Genomic DNA, 20,207 nt, shown 5'->3' on the forward strand with positions numbered 1-20,207 from the left:
ACACTGATTTACAACCAAATACAAGTCTGTTTTTACCTAAAAAACAGATGTTCCTTAACTAAAACATACCTTTTAATAACACAAATCATACATTATATAACTTATATACTTTCTGTAAATTCATGGTAATGTTTTTGATTTTTTGATACGTTATCCACGTTCCAACTAATCCTTTTTGATTTTGGGAATTGTCTAACAGGACAATTGGACACCTGACAATAATGACAGCATTTTTCTGGTATACATGGATCAGCGTGGACAAAAACTTCCACATAACCCTTAAGATTATCTTCCAAAACATCCTCCACCTTTTCTACCTCATCATGGACATTTTTCAGTTCAAAATAATAAGGCAGGGTCAAATGCAGATCAATGTGCTTATCAGCACCATACTGCTGCACCCGCATATTATGAATATCGATCCAATTGTTCTTTCTATACTTATTGAGAAGCCTAACTACTGTTTTCACGGAACTGGGATTCCTTTCATCCATCAAGCCTGCTACTGATCGCCTTACCAACCCATAACCATTAAAGATGATATACAATGCAAACAGGATAGAAAAAACGCCATCGAGTACATTAAACCCTGTAAAATAGATAACGGCAACGCCTAAGATAAGAACAAAACTGCTGATTGCATCAGTCAAAATATGCCTTCCATCTGCTTCTAATGTAAGGCTTTCCAATTCCCTGCCTTTATTAAGCAACATAAAACCCAATAAGCCATTTGCTACCCCCGAAACACCAACTAAGACCATCCCCATCGGAAGCTCCTTTAATTCTGCAGGAAAAAGGAAATTGTAAAGTGATTGATAAACAATAAAAATTCCGGCTAGGATAATCAAAACACCCTCAATGCCCGCACTGAAAAACTCAATCTTCCCATGACCATAAGGATGGTTTTGATCCCTCGGCATGGAGCTCAAATGAATACTATAAAAAGCAAAGCCTGAGGCGACCACATTTACGATACTCTCCAGGGCATCCGTTAATATTGCATTGGATTGTGTGATATAGTAAGAATAAAACTTTACTATAAGTAGTATTACACTCACTGCAAATGAAGCAATTATCCAATGCTTACGAGGGTTTTTCACGGCACAATATTTAAATCAACGAGAGAACCTACAAAATATCTCTAACACGCTCAGGCGGACGCCCGATTACTGCCTTATTGTCTTTTATCACGATTGGACGTTCGATCAGAATCGGATGATCTACCATAATTTTCACCAACTCATCCTCCGAAAAAGTTTTTCCCTTGAAATTTTCTTTCCAAACCTTCTCATTCTTACGAATCAACTCTTCAGCTTTTATACCCAGTTTATCCAAAATAGCTTTTAACTCATCAGCTGATGGTGGAGTTTCCAAATATTTAATCACTTCAATATCCGCCTCAGCGACTTGTTCTTGAACCAATTTTAAGCTGTCTCTACTTTTTCCACATCGTGGATTATGATATACCTTAACCTTATTCATTTTAAATAATTATTTAATCCAAAAGTAGCCATTCACCATTTAAAAAAAAACTTCGTTTCTTAAGCTTGGACAATGGAAACACACTACTTAAACAAATTTTTATTGGCAAAATAGAATGTACAAAAAATCCTTTGTATACTAGCCTAATCCACCCAAAATCTCCATCACCAATGTAGGTAAATTTCAGTACCTCCTTCTTTAGTCAATTTTATAAAATCCTTTCATTAAATTTGCCTCAGATACTTAATAAACAAAAATGGCTTTTAGAAAGCCCAATAATACAGCATGCAGAACATCTTTCGAATCTCAATCGCACATCTCATTATTTGCCTTTTATGCTTAATTGCTTTTTCCTGTGATTCTCTGGAAGATAAAAAAGGAAGGTTTCTATTAAAAGGCAATAATAAATTAATGGAAAGCGATTACTCAAGTGCTATAGATTACTATAATGAAGCAATAAAATTAGACCCTGATTTTGAAAACGCTTACTATAACCGGGGACTGGCCTATAGTAACATGGCTAAGTACGATTTAGCCATCCATGATTTTTCCAAAGCATTAGAATTAAATCCATCTTATCAAGATGCCTATTACCAAAGGGGCATTGCTTATCTGGATAATGGGGAAAATTACAAAAGTCTTGCTGATGCCGAAAATCTTATTGAACTCGCCCCAGAGGACCATAGAGGTTATTTTATAAAAGGTCTAACTCTTGAGCAATTAAACAGGTACCAAGAGTCCCTACAGTCCTTTTCAGCAGCAATAGAAAAAGACAATAATATCCCTGACCTTTATGTGAACAGGGCCACCATAAAGTATTATCTGGAAGACTTCGAATCAGCCACGACAGATCTGGAAAAGGCTGAGCAAATCAACCCAAATGAGGCAAACATCTACAATATTAAATCCCTAATTGCATTTGAAAAAGAAGATTTATCTGCAGCTATTAGCTGGGTTGAAAAAGCAATTGGACTCAATCCTTCCCAAGCCTATTATTACAATAACAGAGGGCTTTACCTCCTTTTCAAGGGTGATTTAGAAAAGGGTCTAGAAGACATTAACCTTAGCCTTAAACAAAATAGCAAGAATTTATTTGCTTTAAGAAACAAAGGTATCTACTACTACCTAAAAGGCAATAAAGCTCTTGCAATAAAATACTTGGAAGACGTTTACAAAAAAGATCCAGCAATTAAGTTGACTAAGAAGTACTTGGAACTGGCTCAGGAAATATAATGCTGAATCAAATTCTCAATACTTTTCTGTAATACTATCGCATTGATGGGTTTGGAAACAAAGTCATCTATATTGCTTTTCTTCAAACCCTCCGCCACTTCTCTTCTGGAAGCCGCCGTAAGTGCAATAATAGGAATATCAAACCTCTCCTTTATGATTTTGGACGCCTCCAAACCATCAATCACAGGCATTTGAATATCCATAAGGATAATATCGTAAGTCTTATCAAAAACAGCAGCAATAGCCTCTTCACCATTCGAAACACGATCACAAGAATATCCCCACCCCTTAAGTATCTTCATCACCACCATCGCATTGACCTGGTTATCCTCCGCCAAGAGAACCTGAATATTTTTCCTAAAAGGTTTATTATCTAAAAAAGAGTTCCCATTTTTTGGCAATTCATCCAATTCAAAGGACAAATGCTGTTTTGGTGTGTCAAATTTCTCGAAGTTGATTTCAAAAGAAAAAGTACTGCCCACGCCTACTTCTGATTCCAAAAGAATTTGACTTCCCATGTTTTCAAGCAGCCTTTTGGTAATAGGCATTCCTAACCCAGTGCCACCATACTTGGCGTCAAAGGACTCTGTTACCTGATCAAACTCATTGAAAACTTTATTGAAGTCTTTTTTATCAATACCAACACCATTGTCTTTAACTTCAAAGTAAATCTTCGCCTCTTTAGGAGTATGATCAATCATTGTGACCGTCACATCTACCCTACCTTCATGGGTAAATTTAAGCGCATTAGTGATCAGATTATTCAATATCTGGGAGAGTCTTACTTTATCCCCCAATACAGTAAAGTCAACTTTATCAGAAATGATCAGGTTAAGGTCATTTTTGGATTCCAAGGCTTGGAATCTCAAACTATTAACCACCTGTTCCATCAACTGCTTTAAATTAAATGGCTTTGACTCAAGTACAATTTTCCCTGCTTCAATCTTTTGAAAATCTAAGAGATCATTAATCATAATGATCAAATTGTCCACTGCAAAGCTAATGGTATTAAGCAATGGTTCTTGTGAGCTATAGTGATCCTCTCCTAATAAGGTAAAAACAGACCCTGAAATGGTATTCAAAGGTGTTCTGATATCATGAGTAATCATGGAAATAAAATCGGACTTGACCTTACTGGCATTCAAAGCCAAATTCTTATGGTTTTCAAGCTCTATTTCCCGCTCCTTGAAATCTGAAATATCCAATAGGCAACCATACCAGTTCATATCACCAGTAGGTCCTTCTTCAGGTCTGGCCATTCCCTGTGCCCAAACCAATTCATCCTTACCTTCCAGCTTAAGCCTGAAAGTACAGTTCCACATGGACAATACCCTGGTTGAGTGCACCAAGGACTGTAAGACTTTCCCTACATCTTGGGAATAAACCATACTCAGCAAATAATCAATACCCTTAACTTCCCCATTCGAAGACTGGGACTCGTTAAAGATATTCATTCCGCCATCACTAAAGTATTTGAAATTCATTTTCCCTTCCTCTGTCATATTCATTTGAAAAAGGGTATTGGGAATCTTGTCTATTAAATTCTTATAAAAGCTGGAGCATTTTTCTTTAGGACTAGTTGACGCGCTTCCTTTGGATCTTTCTGCTGTATCTAAGTCCACCAAGCTTCCATTTTGAAAAATAAAATAATTGGCATCTTCCTCTCCCACAATAAAGGAATAATAAGCCCTATGGTATTTGATTGTAACCTGATCACCTGTAGTAAGGTTACTTCTGTCCAATCCGAAATCAGAAAGGCTCTTTCTCCTCAGATCCATCCCCAAAGCCTCACGAAAAGAACGATTTTCAAAAACCACACGGTACGGTGTGTTCTTCTCTACCAAAAATACCATTTCTGGAGATTGATCAAGTATCTTTCTAAAAACACTGGTCATTATTGCATTATCCTTTCAGCTATAGAAGTTTAAAATAGGCGAATCTTTCTGCTAATTCAAAAGTTTTTTTTTACTTAAATAAATAAATTATAACTAAACACATGGTTAAGATAATAAATCCCCTCTCTTAAAAAAATAAATCAATACAAAATTCTGATTTATAACCCCATATGTACCTACATAGACTCAGGAATCATTGGTTTTAAAATTCTGAACCACGACTGCACCCACTCGCACTTTATACCAACAACACTTAATTATTGACCAGTTATAATTTCGTAAAGGCCACTATACAAAAAACAAGGCTTATTGATTTTCATCAATAAGCCTTTTCTAATAAGTATTATATTATCGATCTATTAAGCTTGCTGCGCTTTGATCAAGTTAAGTGCAGAACCTGCTTTGAACCAACCAATCTGAGCATCATTATAGCTATGGTTAGCTACAATCACATCTTTAGATCCGTCCGCATGAACAAACTCTAAATTAAGTGGCTTCTCAGGAGCAAATTGATCTAAATCAAGGAAGTTGATAGTATCGTCTTCTTGAATTTTATCATAGTCCGCTTCATTGGCAAATGTCAATGCAAGCATACCTTGCTTCTTCAAGTTGGTTTCGTGAATTCTGGCAAATGACTTCACCAAAACAGCCTTAACACCAAGATGTCTTGGCTCCATAGCTGCGTGCTCTCTTGAAGAACCTTCGCCATAGTTGTGGTCACCCACTACAATAGTAGGAATCCCTGCAGCCTTATAAGCTCTTTGTGTTGCTGGAACAGCACCATACTCACCATTTAACTGGCTTTTCACAGAGTTGGTCTCTTCGTTGAATGCGTTAACCGCACCAATCAAACAGTTGTCAGAGATATTATCCAGGTGACCTCTGAATCTCAACCAAGGACCAGCCATTGAGATATGGTCAGTAGTACACTTACCAAAGGCCTTGATCAAAAGCTTGGCTCCAGTGATGTTTTTACCGTCCCATGCTGCAAATGGCTCCAATAATTGAAGACGCTTAGAATCTGGATTCACCACTACTTCTACACCGCTACCATCTTCTGCAGGAGCTTGGTATCCGTTATCTTCTACTGCAAATCCTTTTTCTGGAAGTTCATCTCCTTTTGGTGGATCCAATTTCACCTCTTCACCATCAGCATTCACCAACTTATCAGTAAGTGGATTGAAACCTAGGTCACCAGAGATAGCAATAGCAGCTACCATTTCAGGAGAAGTCACAAACGCGTGGGTATTTGGGTTACCATCAGCACGCTTAGAGAAGTTTCTATTGAAAGAGTGAACGATGGTGTTTTTCTCTTGCTTATCAGCACCAGTTCTAGCCCACTGACCGATACAAGGTCCACAAGCATTAGTAAAGATCGTTGCGTCCAAATCTTCAAAAATCTTCAACAAACCATCTCTATCTGCAGTGAATCTTACCTGCTCAGAACCTGGGTTGATACCAAACTCAGCTTTGGTTTTTAATTTCTTATCTACAGCCTGCTGTGCAATAGAAGAAGCTCTTGACAAATCTTCATAGGAAGAATTGGTACAAGAACCGATCAATCCCCACTCCACTTTTGTAGGCCAGCCATTCTTCTCAGCTTCAGCTCTGATCTGAGATACAGGAGTAGCTCTATCTGGAGTGAAAGGACCATTAATATGTGGTTCAAGAGTAGAAAGATCTATTTCAATTACTTGATCAAAATATTGCTCTGGATTGGCATATACTTCATCATCACCAGTCAAATGCTCTTTAACGCCATTCGCCAATTCAGCCACATCTGCTCTGTCAGTTGCTTTCAGGTAACGCTCCATTGATTCGTCATAACCGAAAGTAGAAGTAGTCGCACCGATCTCAGCACCCATATTACAGATAGTACCTTTACCAGTAGCAGAAAGGGACTTAGCTCCTTCACCGAAGTATTCCACGATACAACCAGTACCACCTTTTACAGTAAGAATACCAGCAACTTTCAAAATCACATCTTTAGCAGAAGTCCAGCCGTTCATTTTTCCAGTCAACTTCACACCTATCAATTTTGGAAACTTCAATTCCCAAGCCATACCTGCCATTACGTCCACAGCATCAGCACCACCTACACCGATGGCTACCATACCCAGACCTCCAGCATTTACAGTATGTGAATCAGTACCGATCATCATTCCACCTGGAAAAGCATAGTTTTCAAGAACTACTTGGTGAATGATACCTGCACCTGGCTTCCAGAAACCAATTCCATATTTATTAGAAACTGACTCCAAAAAGTTAAACACTTCACCACTTGCAGTAAGAGAACTCTTCAAATCATCCTTCGCACCATTTTGGGCCAAGATCAGGTGATCACAGTGTGCAGTAGAAGGCACTGCCACTTTATCTTTACCAGCTTGCATAAACTGCAAAAGTGCCATCTGGGCAGTTGCATCTTGCATGGCAACTCTATCAGGAGCAAAATCCACGTAAGATTTCCCTCTCTCAAAACTTTGTGTAGCGTCTCCTTCCCAAAGGTGAGCATAAAGTATTTTCTCTGCTAAAGTAAGTGGTTTACCCACCACCTTCCTGGCAGCTGCGATACGCTCAGGATATTTCGCATACACTGCCTTGATCATTTCTATATCAAATGCCATTTGAAATGAATTATTTTAGTGATAACTTGATTTCATTTAAATCGTTGGCAAAGATACAGTTTTAGGCGAAAAATAGAAGTAAAACCTAAGTATTGTTACTTATTTATACGGGTTTAAAATAACCCTTTAACAGTTCCTAAACAGGATTTTAAACCTAAGCGAGTCTTTCAAAAGGCCCATATTATCCCCAAAATCAAAACGGAAAGACCAAGAAGAAAAAAATAAACCGTGTACCTCAACAAGTCCCTGGGCGCCACACCGGTTATCGCCAGCAACGGTAAAGCCCAAAAAGGCTGTAACATATTGGTCAGCTGGTCACCATAGGCCATTACCATAATCATCTTAGGAACAGAAAGTCCCATTTGCAAAGCAGTCTCCACAATAACAGGCCCCTGAACAGCCCATTGCCCGCCTCCAGACGGCACAAATAAATTGATCAATGCTGCACTGAAAAAAGTCAGCAACGGAAAACTCTCGGGGGATGATACGGTCACAAAATACCCAGCTATCATCACCAACAAACCTGACAGCTTAAACACCCCTAAAATCCCTGCATAAAATGGAAACTGTAAAACAATTGCTGCAGCACCTCTCAAGGCCATTTCAATTGCTAGCACATATTTCTGGATACTTTTATGCAAAACCAAGCCAAATCCCAAGAGCAAAAAGTTGATATAATTGAGACTGATAAAACTTAGGTTCAAATTTGATTCAGACCAAAAATCTCCAATTGCCAAAACACAGATAATCCCCCCAACAATCCACCCCAAAACATCTTTTCCTTCAATCTCAATTGGTACTGAAAAGTCATCTTGAACAGGCTTAAAAGTAAACTTTTTCTTGGACAGCAACCACAAGCCTAAAAGAAGCCCAAGGATCATCAACAAATTAATACTAAGGTTAAAGGAACTAAGAATGGTTTGGGACACTGGAATCACCCCTATTTCACTTTCCAAAAAATGACCTTCTTCTGCCACTTTCAAAGGAGCAGAACCTGAAAAGCCTCCATGCCAAACCATCATCCCAAGATACCCTGATGCAGCCACCAAAGGATAATTGATTTCCAACTGCTCAGCCACTGCCCTTTCTCCTATTTTCCTGGCTAGCATAGCCCCTAATATCAAACCAAACCCCCAATTCAAATAACCTGCGAACAAAGTTGCTCCCCCAGTAATCATTACGGCTTGGGAATTGCTTTTTATGACCGATGCAATTCGGCTTAGAAGATTAGAAACAGGTGCAGAAATTGCTAAAGCATGGCCAAAAACCAATATTAACACCATCTGAAGAGTAAATTCCAGTAGGCTCCAAAATCCATCTTTCCAATACTCTAAAACCTGCCAAGAATAGGACAGAACCCCTTCTCCCTCTGGCATAGTGGCCATTGTAGCCCATAATATACTGATTGCAGAAAGTGCAAGGGCCAGGTCAAAAGGTGTTGGGAATGAAAATCCTTTTAGCTTATTCAACAATGCTTTCGGGTTTATTACTGCAAAAGTTTATAATGTTTAATATAATGGCTTTAGCCATAAAACACATCATTCAACTTCCTATAAACCCAAATTGGACTTTGATTTATAATTCCATCAAAAACGCAACGGTATCTACATGATCTGCATAATCACCAACTGAAGGCGTTTGAGCTTGACCAAATTCAAAGCTGGAAGGATACCAAGCACCTTTACTAACAATACATTGAATCTTTTCTTCTTGAGCATCCATTTTTTGTTTCAGTGCCTCCTTATCCTGATATACCTCATAATAAAGAACTGCCACTGGTGAAACTAAGTCCTCACTTTGCTTACAAAGCAAAAACCCATTGTCCAAATGCCGCTCACCGTTTACCAAATAAATAGATTTATTGTAATCATAGTTATTAAGGTATTTATGATGGCTCAACATAAAATGATATCCTTCTATGGCATCAAGAAATCCCTGCAATTGCTGTTCATCTGGCAAATATATCTTAGAGACATTTCTACACCCTAACCCGAAATATTGAAAAATATCCTTGGCTAATTCCTTATAATCGACCTTGGACTCAGAACCATCCAGCACCGCCACGGAAGTTCTGTTTTTCCTAATAACACTTGGATATTTACCAAAATAATACTCAAAATACCTGGCTGAATTATCACTACCAGTAGCGATATAAGCATCCATCCCTTTAAGCATCTCCTCAAAAACCACTCTTTTGGCCAGTTCAGGTGCCAATTCAGACAACTCCCTTACCAACCACTTAATAAGTACCTGATCTGTGGAACTTAACTTTACATGCGCATTATGCCCGGTCAGCAACACTACCATTAAATCGTGAAAGCCAACAGCAGGAATATTGCCAGCCATCATCACTCCTACTTTTTTGGACATCGGATGATCCGATATTTCATAATTCCCTATCCATTCATTCAGCACTGCCTCATCCAACATCTTCACCAAAGCCTGAAGCGCCAACTTTACTTGATCAGTTGTAAACCAATTATTATTGTTTTCAGCTCTAAATGCCAATTCATCCAACTCATATTCAGGCAAGGCATCAATTCTCTTTCCTAAAGCAACGAAGGCATTAATTCTCTCTTGGAGGGTCATTCTATTATTTTTTAGTATGCGGGCACAAAGATATTTATTTTGAACTTAAAAAGTGAATAATGCAATAATAAGCTAGATTCATTATAAATTATTTAGCAGAGCATTTTTTATATTGGTATATTGTCATATGCTTCTTAATTTTGAATTAGAATTTTAAAAAGGAGATTATAATGGCAATAATGATAACCGACGAATGCATCAACTGCGGTGCATGTGAACCTGAATGCCCTAACACTGCTATCTATGAAGGTGGTATTGAATGGACTTGGGGCGGGGGTACTGAACTCAACGAAGTAAAATTAGAAGATGGATCGGTAGTGGATGCAAATGAACCACAGGAACCTGTATCTGATGAGTTCTACTATATCGTAACCGGAAAATGCACGGAATGTACTGGATTCCATGAGGAACCTCAATGCGCAGCTGTATGTCCTGTGGACTGCTGTGTGGATGATCCCGACAACCCCGAATCTGAAGAAGAACTGCTTGCCAAAAAGCAATATCTTCACGCAGAATAAAAATATGAGTGGTTTAGGCCACTCTTTTTTTTTTACCCATTCTTCAAAAAAAACGATTGATTATTAACCTATTAGAGAAAAAATAAACGCTTAATTAAAAAAAAACCTTCTCTGCTCTTGAATTTAAAATGTTAATTGATTTAACTTGTCGTCTGTATTATAAATCCTTGATATAAGTAATTAAAAATTTTGGAAAGTGGAAGAGAATAAAGGACACGACAGAGAGGAGATTTTCTCAAGAAAAGTAAAAGCGGGTAAAAGAACTTACTTTTTCGACGTGAAGTCAACTAGGTCTAATGATTACTACCTTACTATTACTGAAAGTAAAAGAAAGGTAAGAGATGACAACTTCGTTTACGAAAAGCATAAAATTTTCTTGTATAAAGAAGATTTCGCAAAATTTGTTGACGCGCTACAGGACACTGTAGACCACGTTAAAACTGAATTAATGCCAGATTTCGATTTCTCTCAATACGAAGCAGAAGCTGAAACAAGCACTGAAGACAATTTCGGTGATGATTTGAAATGGGATTAATCCCATCAAAAAACCAAGGAGACTGTAGCAATTCACCAACCTGCACTGCACGGGTTGATCTTACATTGATCAAAATATTATTTGATCCTTTGTGGAATTGGTACAGTCTCTTTCCTATTTTTACTATATGCAGAAACTAGTTATCTGGATATTAGCGATTATCCTGACCATTCTATTATTGGGCTGGTATTTCTCTAATATAGCTTTTTACTTTATCATATCTTTGGTCATAGCCGCTGCACTGCGTCCCTTAACCAATCGAATCAACAGTGTCCATATTTTAGGACAACACCTACCTCGGTGGCTGGCCATCATATGCTCCTTTGCAACCATTGGTTTGGTGTTTTTTCTGATCTCCCTGCTTTTCGTTCCTTTAGTAGCCGCACAGGTTGAAATCATTCAAAATATCGATATACAGTTTCTCTACGAACAAATTCAGGAGCCTATTGACAAGGTGGAAGCTTTATTGATCAAGCTAAACCTGATGGCGGACAATCCGGGCTTTCTTTTTCTTCAATTTAAAAACACCCTGTTTTCTAGCTTAAGGGAAATGAATTTCCAAGGCTTTCTAAATGGGATAATCAATACCACCAGCTCACTCTTGATCACCCTTATGGCGGTAGTGTTTATTTCATTTTTCCTGTTGCTCGAAAACGGCTTGCTTAGAAGGAATATCATTAACCTGGTACCCAACAAGTATTTCGAATTATCGGTAGCTACTTTTCATAAGGTGGAAAGACTGTTATCGAATTACCTCTTGGGGCTTTTGATCCAAATGACCTCCATCTTTACCGTTGCTTCAGTTGGATTATCCTTGGCAAACGTTAAATACGCGCTTACCATTGGTATTTTCGCTGCAGTGGCTAACCTCATTCCTTATGCAGGTCCTCTTTTGGGGGCTACATTTGGCGTTTTGGTAGGACTATCAACAGGCGATTTTATCAGCAACACTGAAATGACCTTCTTTATTATAAAGATCCTCGGCGTTTTTTTGGTCGTTCAGCTTACTGATAATATAATTTTACAGCCCTTAATTTTCTCTAAATCAGTAAAAGCGCACCCACTTGAAATTTTTGTTATTATCTTTGCGGGAGCAAAAGTCGGCGGTATCATGGGAATGATATTTGCGATCCCAGTTTACACCATCTTTCGGGTTTCAATTCAGGAATTCTATAGAGGGTATAAGCAGTACCGCATATTTAGAAATTAACAGATAAAAATAAATGGCATTACAGTGTGGTATCGTTGGTTTGCCCAACGTAGGAAAATCAACTTTATTCAATGCGCTTTCCAGTGCAAAGGCAGAAGCAGCAAACTTTCCATTTTGTACTATTGAGCCCAATGTTGGGGTAGTAACTGTCCCTGACCAAAGGTTAAAGATTTTGGAAGACTTGGTCAACCCTCAAAGGGTTATGCCTACCGTTATTGAATTTGTAGACATTGCAGGTTTGGTAAAAGGAGCTAGTAAAGGAGAGGGTCTTGGAAACAAGTTCTTGGCGAACATCCGTGAGGTAGATGCTATTGTACATGTGATCCGTTGTTTCAATGACGACAATGTGGTCCACGTTGCTGGTACGGTAGACCCAATTTTTGACAAGGAAGTCATAGATACTGAATTGCAGCTTAAGGATCTTGAATCCGTAGAGAAGAAAATCCAGAGGTTAGAGAAAATAGCCAAGTCAGGGGATGCAAAAGCTAAAAAGCACCTTGAAATCCTTAAGATCTTCAAAGCAGGATTAGAAGCAGGAAAAAACGCCCGAGCAATTGATGTTGAAAAAGAAGATTTGGAAGCTATTCAGGACATCCACCTTCTGACCATCAAACCTGTTCTATATGTTGCCAATGTTGATGAAGCCAGCATCTTAAAGGGCAATGAGCATGTAGAAAAATTAAAGGAAAATGTAAAGGACGAAAACGCTGAAGTCATCACCCTTTGTGCAGCCATAGAATCTCAAATTGCAGAATTTGAAGACGCGGAAGAAAAAGAAATGTTTTTGGGCGAATATGGACTGGAAGAAAGCGGGCTTAACAAGCTAATCAGAGGCGCCTACTCTTTACTTAATTTAATCACCTACTTCACTGCTGGTGTTCAGGAAGTTAGAGCTTGGACTATCCAAAAAGGTTGGAAAGCCCCAGCTGCTGCGGGTGTAATCCATACAGATTTTGAGAGAGGATTTATCAAATCCGAAGTAATAAAATTAGCTGATTACGAAAAATATAAATCAGAAGCCGGCTGTCGCGAAAATGGTAAAATTGCCATAGAAGGTAAGGATTACGTAGTCCAAGACGGTGATATTATGCATTTTAGATTCAATGTTTAACATTATTCAGAATTTTATTGTAGTTTTGCCAACATACGGATTACTACCGCGTTGGTAATTATATAGTAATCATAAACATTAAATATTGTTTAACTTTTCATTTTTAATGCCGTGAGAATAAGATTAATATTTTCCTTAAAAAACAAAGGCGCTTATTTACCCTTTCACCATCAGTACATTTTGGCCCAATTCCTTAAAGGTCTAATTGTAAAAGGAGGACGTGAAGAGTTTTTCAACTACAATTACTTCAATTTCTCTGGTCTAAAAGGACAGACCAAAGTAAGTAGAAGTGGCTTACATTATTACTCAAGCTTAGTTACCCTAGTGCTTTCATCACCCAATGAAGACTTCCTTGACTATTTGCTAGAGCAAGTGTTTAAAACGCCAAAAATTGAGTTAGGAAATCTCATCATTTCGCCCGAGTACACCGAAAAGGAAGCGGAACCAGAATTGGAGCCTTCAAACAAATTTGTTTGTATCTCTCCATTGGTACTGTTAACTCCAACTTTCAATGACGATTCAGGTAAGAGATTCATCAATCCAGACACGGATGAATTCTCTGATTTGCTTTATGAATCTACCTTGACGAGAATGGAACGTTCAGGATGGTACACACAAGAACAAATGGAATCTTTCTATAAGTTCCAAGTGGTACCTGACATGAATTATGTAAATAAGCTGAAAGAACAGCAAAAGAAATTTGCTAGGATTTACTCTGTGTACGACATGGATGTAAAATATGAGGTAAGAGGTTACACCCTGCCGTTTACTTTATACGCTGCACATGAAGTTCAGGACTTCGTGTTCAAATGTGGACTTGGCGCATTTACCCATAAGGGATTTGGTATGCTAGACTTAGCCAACAATTCTCCTAGCCAGCGTACAGAATCATATAAGTTCAAGAGAGAGGGATTCATCCCTTATAAAGCTAAACAGCAAGACGCCTCTTCCAAAGATGAGGACGAAAGCGAAGATTAAGAAAAAGCCCTGATTGATTCAGGGCTTTTTTATTGTTCTATTTTTTCACAACCAGCTTATCAAAAATCATTTTATTAAAACCTCTTTTTATTCGCATTGACAGAAATATAGCCCAAAAGCTCATCATACCTGGAACCAAAATCCCTATAGTAAACCAAAACATCATATTCATTTTCTGTCTGATAATGACTTCCTTCCACAGGTAGTGTATCCCACTCTTCACCCTTTTTAACTGCCAAAAGAAAATCATACCAGCCCTGCTTGAGTAAGAAACTACTTTGATATACACCCTTCCCGGCATCATAGGTCATCTTTGCAGCATCAGCCTTTCCCCAATTACTCAAAGCACCAAAAATATAGGGTTCCCCCTCCACATCATCCATTTGGGCATTAAAGGTGACCAATACATACTCACTTTCCAGCTTGGGATTACCTCTTTCCAAATTTTCAACAATGTATTGCCCATTCAGATCCAAATACTCCAAATAACTCAACTGAGCTCTAGGCTTCCCAATGGCTGTTTCGGCATAGACGACATCATCCTCCATACTTACAGAGGCAATATTCCTTCCTGTTGTCCTGACATACCTGAGGTCTACAAATCGAAACTCATTCCCCGCATCAAAGATATTCTCACCATTAAAAAACTGATATTCCAAAACACTCCTATCATCTCTGATAAATGTAGGCTTTGTGCCTATTTTGGCATTGTCCCAGCGTTGGTTTTGGCGCACGACCACCTTAACGGTCCTGGCAGGGTCAACCAACTCCCTTGCAGCATAATTCACCTTAATATCTATTTGCTGACCAGTCCTGCGCTCTGCTGTTTGACTGGGAGCCATAATTGCAGCTCCTACTTTCACCTGATCATCATATACCATAAAGCGCTTGGTCAATATCACTTCTTCCTTATTTCTGTTCCTGTAAACCTTCATTAAGTAATTACCTGATTTCGTCACTGCTGGAACATTAAAAGTGAAATGGATATAGGGAATTCTTGTATTAATGGAGTATTCGTAAGTATTGACATTAAACTCATTATACTGTCTGATATAATCTGCAGGCTTTAAGCCAGAGGCTGTCCAATCTGAATTACAATGAACCAAAGCTGCTGAATACCTATCAGGTTCAAATGCCAAATCATCGAATTCCAAAATAAGTCCTGCACTCCCTAAGGGTATAACTGGAGCATTCATTTGAGCACTTACTCCCAGCCCCTTCCTATAGAGTTGAACTGACTGAATATTTCCTTCATATACTTTATCTTCCAAAACCTCCTGAGCATTTACCCAAAATGGAAGCATCAAAAACAACAAAAACAATCTTCTGTACATACTGAGCTTAATCTAATTTCCAATCAAAAACTTCCTAGCAATATAAAAAATAATGCCAAGTCCTTCTCAGCGACTTGGCATATAGTTCATTTCATAAAAATTCCAATTAGGAAAGCGCTCCCTGGAGGCTTTCAATTTCCTCAGCCAGCTTTTCCCAATTTTGATTCAGTTTATTTTCTTTCTGCTTTAATTCCTCATATGCTGAATTAACCTCCTTCAATTTCCCGTCATTCTTAAATATTTCCGGATCTGCAAGTTTAGCTTCCAAAAGGACCTTCTTTTCCTCAAGAGTCATGATATCGGCCTCTACAGTCTCAAGCTCTCGCTCTTTCTTTTTGATATCCTTTTTCACCTGATTCAGCTCATTATCATTTTTGGGAGCCTTTGGTTTATTGACCTTTTCCTTTTTAGGGCTTTGGACTGGAGCTGCGTGGGCATCCTGCTGTGATCTCCAATAAGTATACTCCTCATATGTCCCTAAGTATTCTCTTATCTGGTGATCTTCTATATACCAAATCTTATTGGCCACGCCTTTGATAAAATGCCTATCGTGAGAAACAGTAATAAAGGTTCCCTCAAACTGCTGCAATGCCTGTATCAGAATGTTCACCGATTGCATATCCAGGTGGTTGGTAGGTTCATCCAATAGAAGGAAATTAGATTCGGAAATTAAGGTCTTCGCCAAAGCGACCCTCGACTTCTCTCCTCCTGAAAGCACTTTGATCTTTTTGAACACATCATCATTGGTGAACAAAAAGCAACCTAGTACATTTCTTAGCTCTGTCTCCGACTTATCACTTCCAGCCTGCAGCATTTCCTGCAAAATCTCATTATTGACATTCAAAGCCTCCAACTGGTGTTGGGCAAAGAACGATTTAATAACATTATAGCCTTCACTTCTTTCACCTTCAATAGACTCCGTTCCATCAATTATCCTCAATAAAGTTGACTTCCCCTTACCATTGGCTCCGATCAAGGCAATCTTGTCTCCTCTTTCAATTCTCGCAGTGGAATTTTCAAGAATTCTTACATCTCCATAAGCCTTTGATACATGTTCCAAAGTGATCACATCCCTTCCTGATTGCTTGGAGAATTTAAACTTAAAATTCACAGCAATCTCATCACTGATTACTTCATTGACCTTTTCCAATCTTTCCAAAGCCTTTACCCTAGACTGAACCTGGTTGGATTTAGACGCCTTTGCCCGGAAACGTTCAATAAACCTTTCCGTATCCTTGATCATTTTTTGCTGGTTCTCATAGGCATTCTGCTGAATCTCTTCTCTTTCTACTTTTTCTTTTTTATAGAAAGAATAATTACCGGCATATGGTGTCAAACTTTGACGTGAAACCTCCACTGTAGTCTCAATACAATTATCCAAAAATGTCTGATCATGGGAAACCACGATCACGGCACCTTCATAGGTCTTTAGATAATTTTCCACCCACTGGATAGACGGAAGATCCAAGTGGTTGGTAGGTTCATCCAGCATCAATAAAGAAGGCTTCTCCAAAAGTAATTTGGCCAGCATCACCCTCATTCTCCAGCCTCCTGAGAAAGTCTTTAAAGGTCTTTTGAGGTCATCAGTGGAAAAGCCAATCCCTTCCAAAACCTCCTCAGCCTTCGCTTTTATACTATAACCTTCATTCGCTTCAAATCTTTCCTGCAGATGCGCCAGTTTATTGATAATCTCCTCCGAGTAATCTGTCTCCATCTGCTTCAGTACAGCATCGATTTCATCCTGAAGCTTCAATGTCTCTTTAAAGGCCTCTAAAGCAACATCCAAGATGCTATCTTCGGACTGATAGGAAAGCAAATCCTGATTCAAAAAACCGATGGTACAATCCTTAGCCTTTTGAATTTCCCCCTTGCTTGGTTGATAATCACCATTGATAATTTTCAGTAAGGTAGATTTACCTGTACCATTTAGCCCTACTAGGCCCATTTTATCCTTTGGTTTGATATGCAGAGATGCATTTTCATACAAGGCCCTGCCGCCGATATAATACGATAAATTATTGATGGATAACATGCTGCAAAAATAAGGAATCTCCCGCTTATAAATCAATCTCAGGAAAAAATTCAGCAATTTGTTAACTTGTAGTATTATTGGACAAATAGCATACTAACTTATGATCTATCAAAAATCCATTTTAGGGGCTTTGGCCCTTGGTTTATTGTTTTCCTGCTCTGCTGATGAAAACAAACTTCAACCTATTGAAGCCGTGGATAGTGCTAATAGGACTGACATTTCAAAAGACTCTGCTGAAGTAAAACTGGAAACTATACGGTTACCTGAAAACTTTTCCATTGAGGTTTGGGCGGCAAATGTCCCTAATGCCAGATCAATGACAATAAGTGAGGAAGGAATTGTCTTTGTTGGAAACCGGCAAGAAAAACAGGTTTATGCCTTAATCGATGAAGACGGGGATGGCAAAGCCAATTACCGATATACACTTGCTGAAGGATTAAACTCACCTAACGGAGTGGCCTATAAAGATGGAGACCTTTATGTAGCTGAAATCAGCAGAATACTAAAATTCCCTGACATCAAAAACAATCTTTCCAACCCTAGTTTTGAAGTCGTATATGATGGCTACCCTACTGAAGGACATCATGGTTGGAAATTTATTGACTTTGGCCCAGATGGGAAGCTGTATGTTCCAGTAGGAGCTCCATGTAATATATGCGACCCTGAGGAAGACATATTTGCGACCATCACCAGAATCGATGTAAATGCAACTTCTATCGAACCAGAAATTGTTGCTCATGGTGTAAGAAATTCTGTAGGTTTTGATTTTCATCCAGACTCCAAAAACCTTTGGTTTACGGACAATGGACGAGATCAGCTGGGAGATGACATTCCCGATTGTGAGCTGAATGAAATCACTGAAATTGGCCAACATTTTGGATATCCTTATTGGCATGCAGGAGATGTGAAAGATCCAGAATTTGGAGATGCAGGAGAGGAACAATCTGCTTATGAAGCCCCAAAAGCCAAACTAGGCCCTCATGTTGCACCATTGGGAATGCGTTTCTATATGGGAAGCTTATTTCCTGCATCTTACAGCAAATCTATTTTCGTAGCCAAACATGGTTCATGGAATCGAAGTAAAAAATCTGGCTATGTAGTGAGCAATGTACAACTCAATGGAAGTGAGGTAAGTGGAGAAACCGACTTTGCTTCTGGCTGGCTTGATGATGAGAGCCAAGAAGTTTGGGGAAGGCCTGTAGATGTTCAGGAACTCCCTGATGGAAGCTTGCTAATTTCAGACGACATGGCTGGCTGTATCTACAGAGTAACCTATAAACAATAATTTCTTTTCAATAAATAAAGGCCAGCACATGATAAATTTGCTGGCCTTTACTTTCAAAATTACAATAACCAATCTGGCTTAGTGGTCTTAACCTTTGCACCCAATTGGTTCAATAAACTATATAATCCAAAATAGGTCCTATTTACATATAAGCCATGTCTTGAGCCTCTGGCTTGTCTCGATTTTTTGAACATTTTATCATTAGAAACCCTATCGCTTAATTCATAAATCTGATCAAAGTATTTATTGTCTGCAAAATCAAAGCGCTCTTCATGAAATGGCTTTCCAATCAATGAAATCATCTCCTTGAAAATCGATTTAAAGAATCTTTTCTCCTCCTCCGTATCTTGGTCAGAAATAAATTCAAGGCTAAAAAAAATCTTATCCAATTCCTCTTGATTGGCGACCAATTCTTTCTTTATGAGACTAAAATAACCTTGATAAAAGTCCTCTGGTATAACCTTTACGCATCCGAAGTCAATGATCCCTAGTTTCCCATCCTCCAAAATAATAAAGTTACCTGGATGAGGATCTGCATGCACCTGCTTCAACTCATGTACTTGATGATGGTAGAAATCCCATAATGCCTGACCTATCATATTTCTATCATCTTGACTAGGATTGCTTTGAAGCCATTCTTTGATATGATTTCCTGCCAACCAATCCATGGTAATCACTCTTTCACAACTTAACTCCTCATAGTATTGAGGAAAGGCCAAATTGGGAATATGGGCACATTCAGCAGAAATTTCTTTTGATCTTTTTACTTCCAACTCATAATCAGTCTCCTCCACTAACCTTTCCTCTACTTCTCCCAAATAATGGCTCAATTCCTTGTCACTAATATTTAGCAATCGCAATGCAAAAGGCCTTACCAGTTTCAGATCTGAACTGATACTATCCGCAACACCCGGATACTGGATTTTCACTGCCAACTTCTTGTCTTTTAATACAGCCTGATGCACCTGACCTATAGAGGCCGCATTAACAGCTGACTTGGTAAATTGGTCAAATAAAACATCTGGAGTTTTACCAAAGTACCTTTGAAAGGTCTTCACCACCAAAGGATATGATAATGGAGGAGCGCTATATTGGGCCATAGAAAACCTTTCCTGATATGCCCTAGGAAGCATATTCCTATCCATGGACATCATTTGAGCCACCTTGAGTGCACTTCCCTTAAGTTGGCTCAAAGAATCATAAATATCGGTGGCGTTGTCATTGTCCAATTCCTCTCTGGAAAGTTTCGGATCTGCTATTTTTTTTGCATAGTGTTTAACATAGTTCCCTCCAACCTTAGCTCCCGTGCTGATAAATTTTGCGGCACGTTGGACCTTTCCGACAGGTATCTGTCTTTGCTCTTTCCCTTTTTCTCTCATTA

16 protein-coding genes are annotated in these 20,207 nt (G+C 38.7%); 7 read left to right on the top strand and 9 right to left on the bottom strand.

Features of this window, described 5'->3' with window-relative positions; all coding sequences use genetic code 11:
* Positions 1-101 precede the first annotated feature (101 nt).
* A complete protein-coding gene (locus tag KMW37_RS01195) occupies positions 102-1,100 on the bottom strand; it encodes a cation diffusion facilitator family transporter (RefSeq protein WP_215222778.1) in 999 nt (332 codons plus the stop codon).
* 28 nt (positions 1,101-1,128) lie between these two features.
* A complete protein-coding gene (gene arsC, locus KMW37_RS01200) occupies positions 1,129-1,482 on the bottom strand; it encodes an arsenate reductase (glutaredoxin) (protein ID WP_215222779.1) in 354 nt (117 codons plus the stop codon).
* 285 nt (positions 1,483-1,767) lie between these two features.
* Between arsC and KMW37_RS01205 the strand changes: the two genes are divergently transcribed.
* Positions 1,768-2,715, top strand: a complete 948-nt coding sequence (locus KMW37_RS01205) for a tetratricopeptide repeat protein (RefSeq protein ID WP_215222780.1) — start codon at positions 1,768-1,770, stop codon at positions 2,713-2,715.
* On the opposite strand, the gene KMW37_RS01210 is transcribed toward KMW37_RS01205, so the two are convergent.
* From KMW37_RS01210 to KMW37_RS01225, 4 genes are all read right to left on the bottom strand, one after another.
* The gene (locus tag KMW37_RS01210; RefSeq protein ID WP_215222781.1) at positions 2,703-4,610 is read right to left on the bottom strand and encodes an ATP-binding protein; all 1,908 of its coding nucleotides are present in this window, start codon (positions 4,608-4,610) and stop codon (positions 2,703-2,705) included. The genes KMW37_RS01205 and KMW37_RS01210 overlap by 13 nt on opposite strands.
* A 359-nt stretch (positions 4,611-4,969) precedes the next feature.
* The gene (locus KMW37_RS01215) at positions 4,970-7,234 is read right to left on the bottom strand and encodes an aconitate hydratase (protein WP_215222782.1); all 2,265 of its coding nucleotides are present in this window, start codon (positions 7,232-7,234) and stop codon (positions 4,970-4,972) included.
* Positions 7,235-7,401: 167 nt separating this feature from the next.
* A complete protein-coding gene (locus KMW37_RS01220) occupies positions 7,402-8,703 on the bottom strand; it encodes a TIGR00366 family protein (protein ID WP_246581280.1) in 1,302 nt (433 codons plus the stop codon).
* A gap of 106 nt (positions 8,704-8,809) precedes the next feature.
* On the bottom strand, positions 8,810-9,823 hold the full coding sequence (locus KMW37_RS01225; protein WP_215222784.1) for an acyl-CoA reductase: 1,014 nt from the start codon (positions 9,821-9,823) through the stop codon (positions 8,810-8,812).
* Between the two features lie 170 nt (positions 9,824-9,993).
* Between KMW37_RS01225 and KMW37_RS01230 the strand changes: the two genes are divergently transcribed.
* The 5 genes from KMW37_RS01230 to cas6 all read left to right on the top strand — a co-directional run bounded on the left by KMW37_RS01230 (position 9,994) and on the right by cas6 (position 14,175).
* Positions 9,994-10,341 (top strand): 4Fe-4S binding protein, encoded by a 348-nt coding sequence (locus KMW37_RS01230; RefSeq protein WP_215222785.1) that lies wholly within the window; start codon positions 9,994-9,996, stop codon positions 10,339-10,341.
* 196 nt (positions 10,342-10,537) lie between these two features.
* Complete coding sequence (locus KMW37_RS01235; RefSeq protein ID WP_215222786.1) at positions 10,538-10,876, top strand: DUF3276 family protein; 339 nt, start codon at positions 10,538-10,540, stop codon at positions 10,874-10,876.
* Between the two features lie 127 nt (positions 10,877-11,003).
* On the top strand, positions 11,004-12,086 hold the full coding sequence (locus KMW37_RS01240) for an AI-2E family transporter (RefSeq protein ID WP_215222787.1): 1,083 nt from the start codon (positions 11,004-11,006) through the stop codon (positions 12,084-12,086).
* Between the two features lie 13 nt (positions 12,087-12,099).
* Entirely contained in the window at positions 12,100-13,197 is a 1,098-nt protein-coding gene (gene ychF, locus KMW37_RS01245; protein WP_215222788.1) for a redox-regulated ATPase YchF, read from the top strand.
* Between the two features lie 111 nt (positions 13,198-13,308).
* Entirely contained in the window at positions 13,309-14,175 is an 867-nt protein-coding gene (gene cas6, locus KMW37_RS01250; RefSeq protein WP_215222789.1) for a CRISPR-associated endoribonuclease Cas6, read from the top strand.
* Between the two features lie 74 nt (positions 14,176-14,249).
* On the opposite strand, the gene KMW37_RS01255 is transcribed toward cas6, so the two are convergent.
* Both KMW37_RS01255 and KMW37_RS01260 read right to left on the bottom strand, forming a co-directional pair.
* Positions 14,250-15,509 carry a type IX secretion system plug protein gene (locus KMW37_RS01255; protein ID WP_215222790.1) on the bottom strand — a complete coding sequence of 420 codons (1,260 nt, stop codon included), beginning with the start codon at positions 15,507-15,509 and terminating at the stop codon, positions 14,250-14,252.
* 106 nt (positions 15,510-15,615) lie between these two features.
* Positions 15,616-17,541: an ABC-F family ATP-binding cassette domain-containing protein gene (locus tag KMW37_RS01260; RefSeq protein ID WP_215222791.1), complete on the bottom strand. Its 1,926-nt coding sequence runs from the start codon at positions 17,539-17,541 to the stop codon at positions 15,616-15,618.
* A 100-nt stretch (positions 17,542-17,641) separates the two neighbouring features.
* On the opposite strand from KMW37_RS01260, the gene KMW37_RS01265 reads away from it, so the two are divergent.
* Positions 17,642-18,826 carry a PQQ-dependent sugar dehydrogenase gene (locus KMW37_RS01265; RefSeq protein ID WP_215222792.1) on the top strand — a complete coding sequence of 395 codons (1,185 nt, stop codon included), beginning with the start codon at positions 17,642-17,644 and terminating at the stop codon, positions 18,824-18,826.
* 59 nt (positions 18,827-18,885) lie between these two features.
* On the opposite strand, the gene KMW37_RS01270 is transcribed toward KMW37_RS01265, so the two are convergent.
* On the bottom strand, positions 18,886-20,205 hold the full coding sequence (locus KMW37_RS01270; protein ID WP_215222793.1) for an ABC1 kinase family protein: 1,320 nt from the start codon (positions 20,203-20,205) through the stop codon (positions 18,886-18,888).
* Positions 20,206-20,207: the final 2 nt, after the last annotated feature.

Origin of the sequence: Echinicola shivajiensis (genome assembly GCF_018642165.1) — a bacterium.
GTDB lineage: Bacteria > Bacteroidota > Bacteroidia > Cytophagales > Cyclobacteriaceae > Echinicola > Echinicola shivajiensis.

Coding starts and splice junctions, on each gene's coding strand:
- KMW37_RS01215 (WP_215222782.1), bottom strand. CDS start 7,234: ATGGCATTTGATATAGAAATGATCAAGGCAGTGTATGCGAAATATCCT.
- KMW37_RS01255 (WP_215222790.1), bottom strand. CDS start 15,509: ATGTACAGAAGATTGTTTTTGTTGTTTTTGATGCTTCCATTTTGGGTA.
- arsC (WP_215222779.1), bottom strand. CDS start 1,482: ATGAATAAGGTTAAGGTATATCATAATCCACGATGTGGAAAAAGTAGA.
- KMW37_RS01240 (WP_215222787.1), top strand. CDS start 11,004: ATGCAGAAACTAGTTATCTGGATATTAGCGATTATCCTGACCATTCTA.
- KMW37_RS01230 (WP_215222785.1), top strand. CDS start 9,994: ATGGCAATAATGATAACCGACGAATGCATCAACTGCGGTGCATGTGAA.
- KMW37_RS01210 (WP_215222781.1), bottom strand. CDS start 4,610: ATGACCAGTGTTTTTAGAAAGATACTTGATCAATCTCCAGAAATGGTA.
- KMW37_RS01270 (WP_215222793.1), bottom strand. CDS start 20,205: ATGAGAGAAAAAGGGAAAGAGCAAAGACAGATACCTGTCGGAAAGGTC.
- KMW37_RS01225 (WP_215222784.1), bottom strand. CDS start 9,823: ATGACCCTCCAAGAGAGAATTAATGCCTTCGTTGCTTTAGGAAAGAGA.
- KMW37_RS01260 (WP_215222791.1), bottom strand. CDS start 17,541: ATGTTATCCATCAATAATTTATCGTATTATATCGGCGGCAGGGCCTTG.
- KMW37_RS01265 (WP_215222792.1), top strand. CDS start 17,642: ATGATCTATCAAAAATCCATTTTAGGGGCTTTGGCCCTTGGTTTATTG.
- ychF (WP_215222788.1), top strand. CDS start 12,100: ATGGCATTACAGTGTGGTATCGTTGGTTTGCCCAACGTAGGAAAATCA.
- KMW37_RS01205 (WP_215222780.1), top strand. CDS start 1,768: ATGCAGAACATCTTTCGAATCTCAATCGCACATCTCATTATTTGCCTT.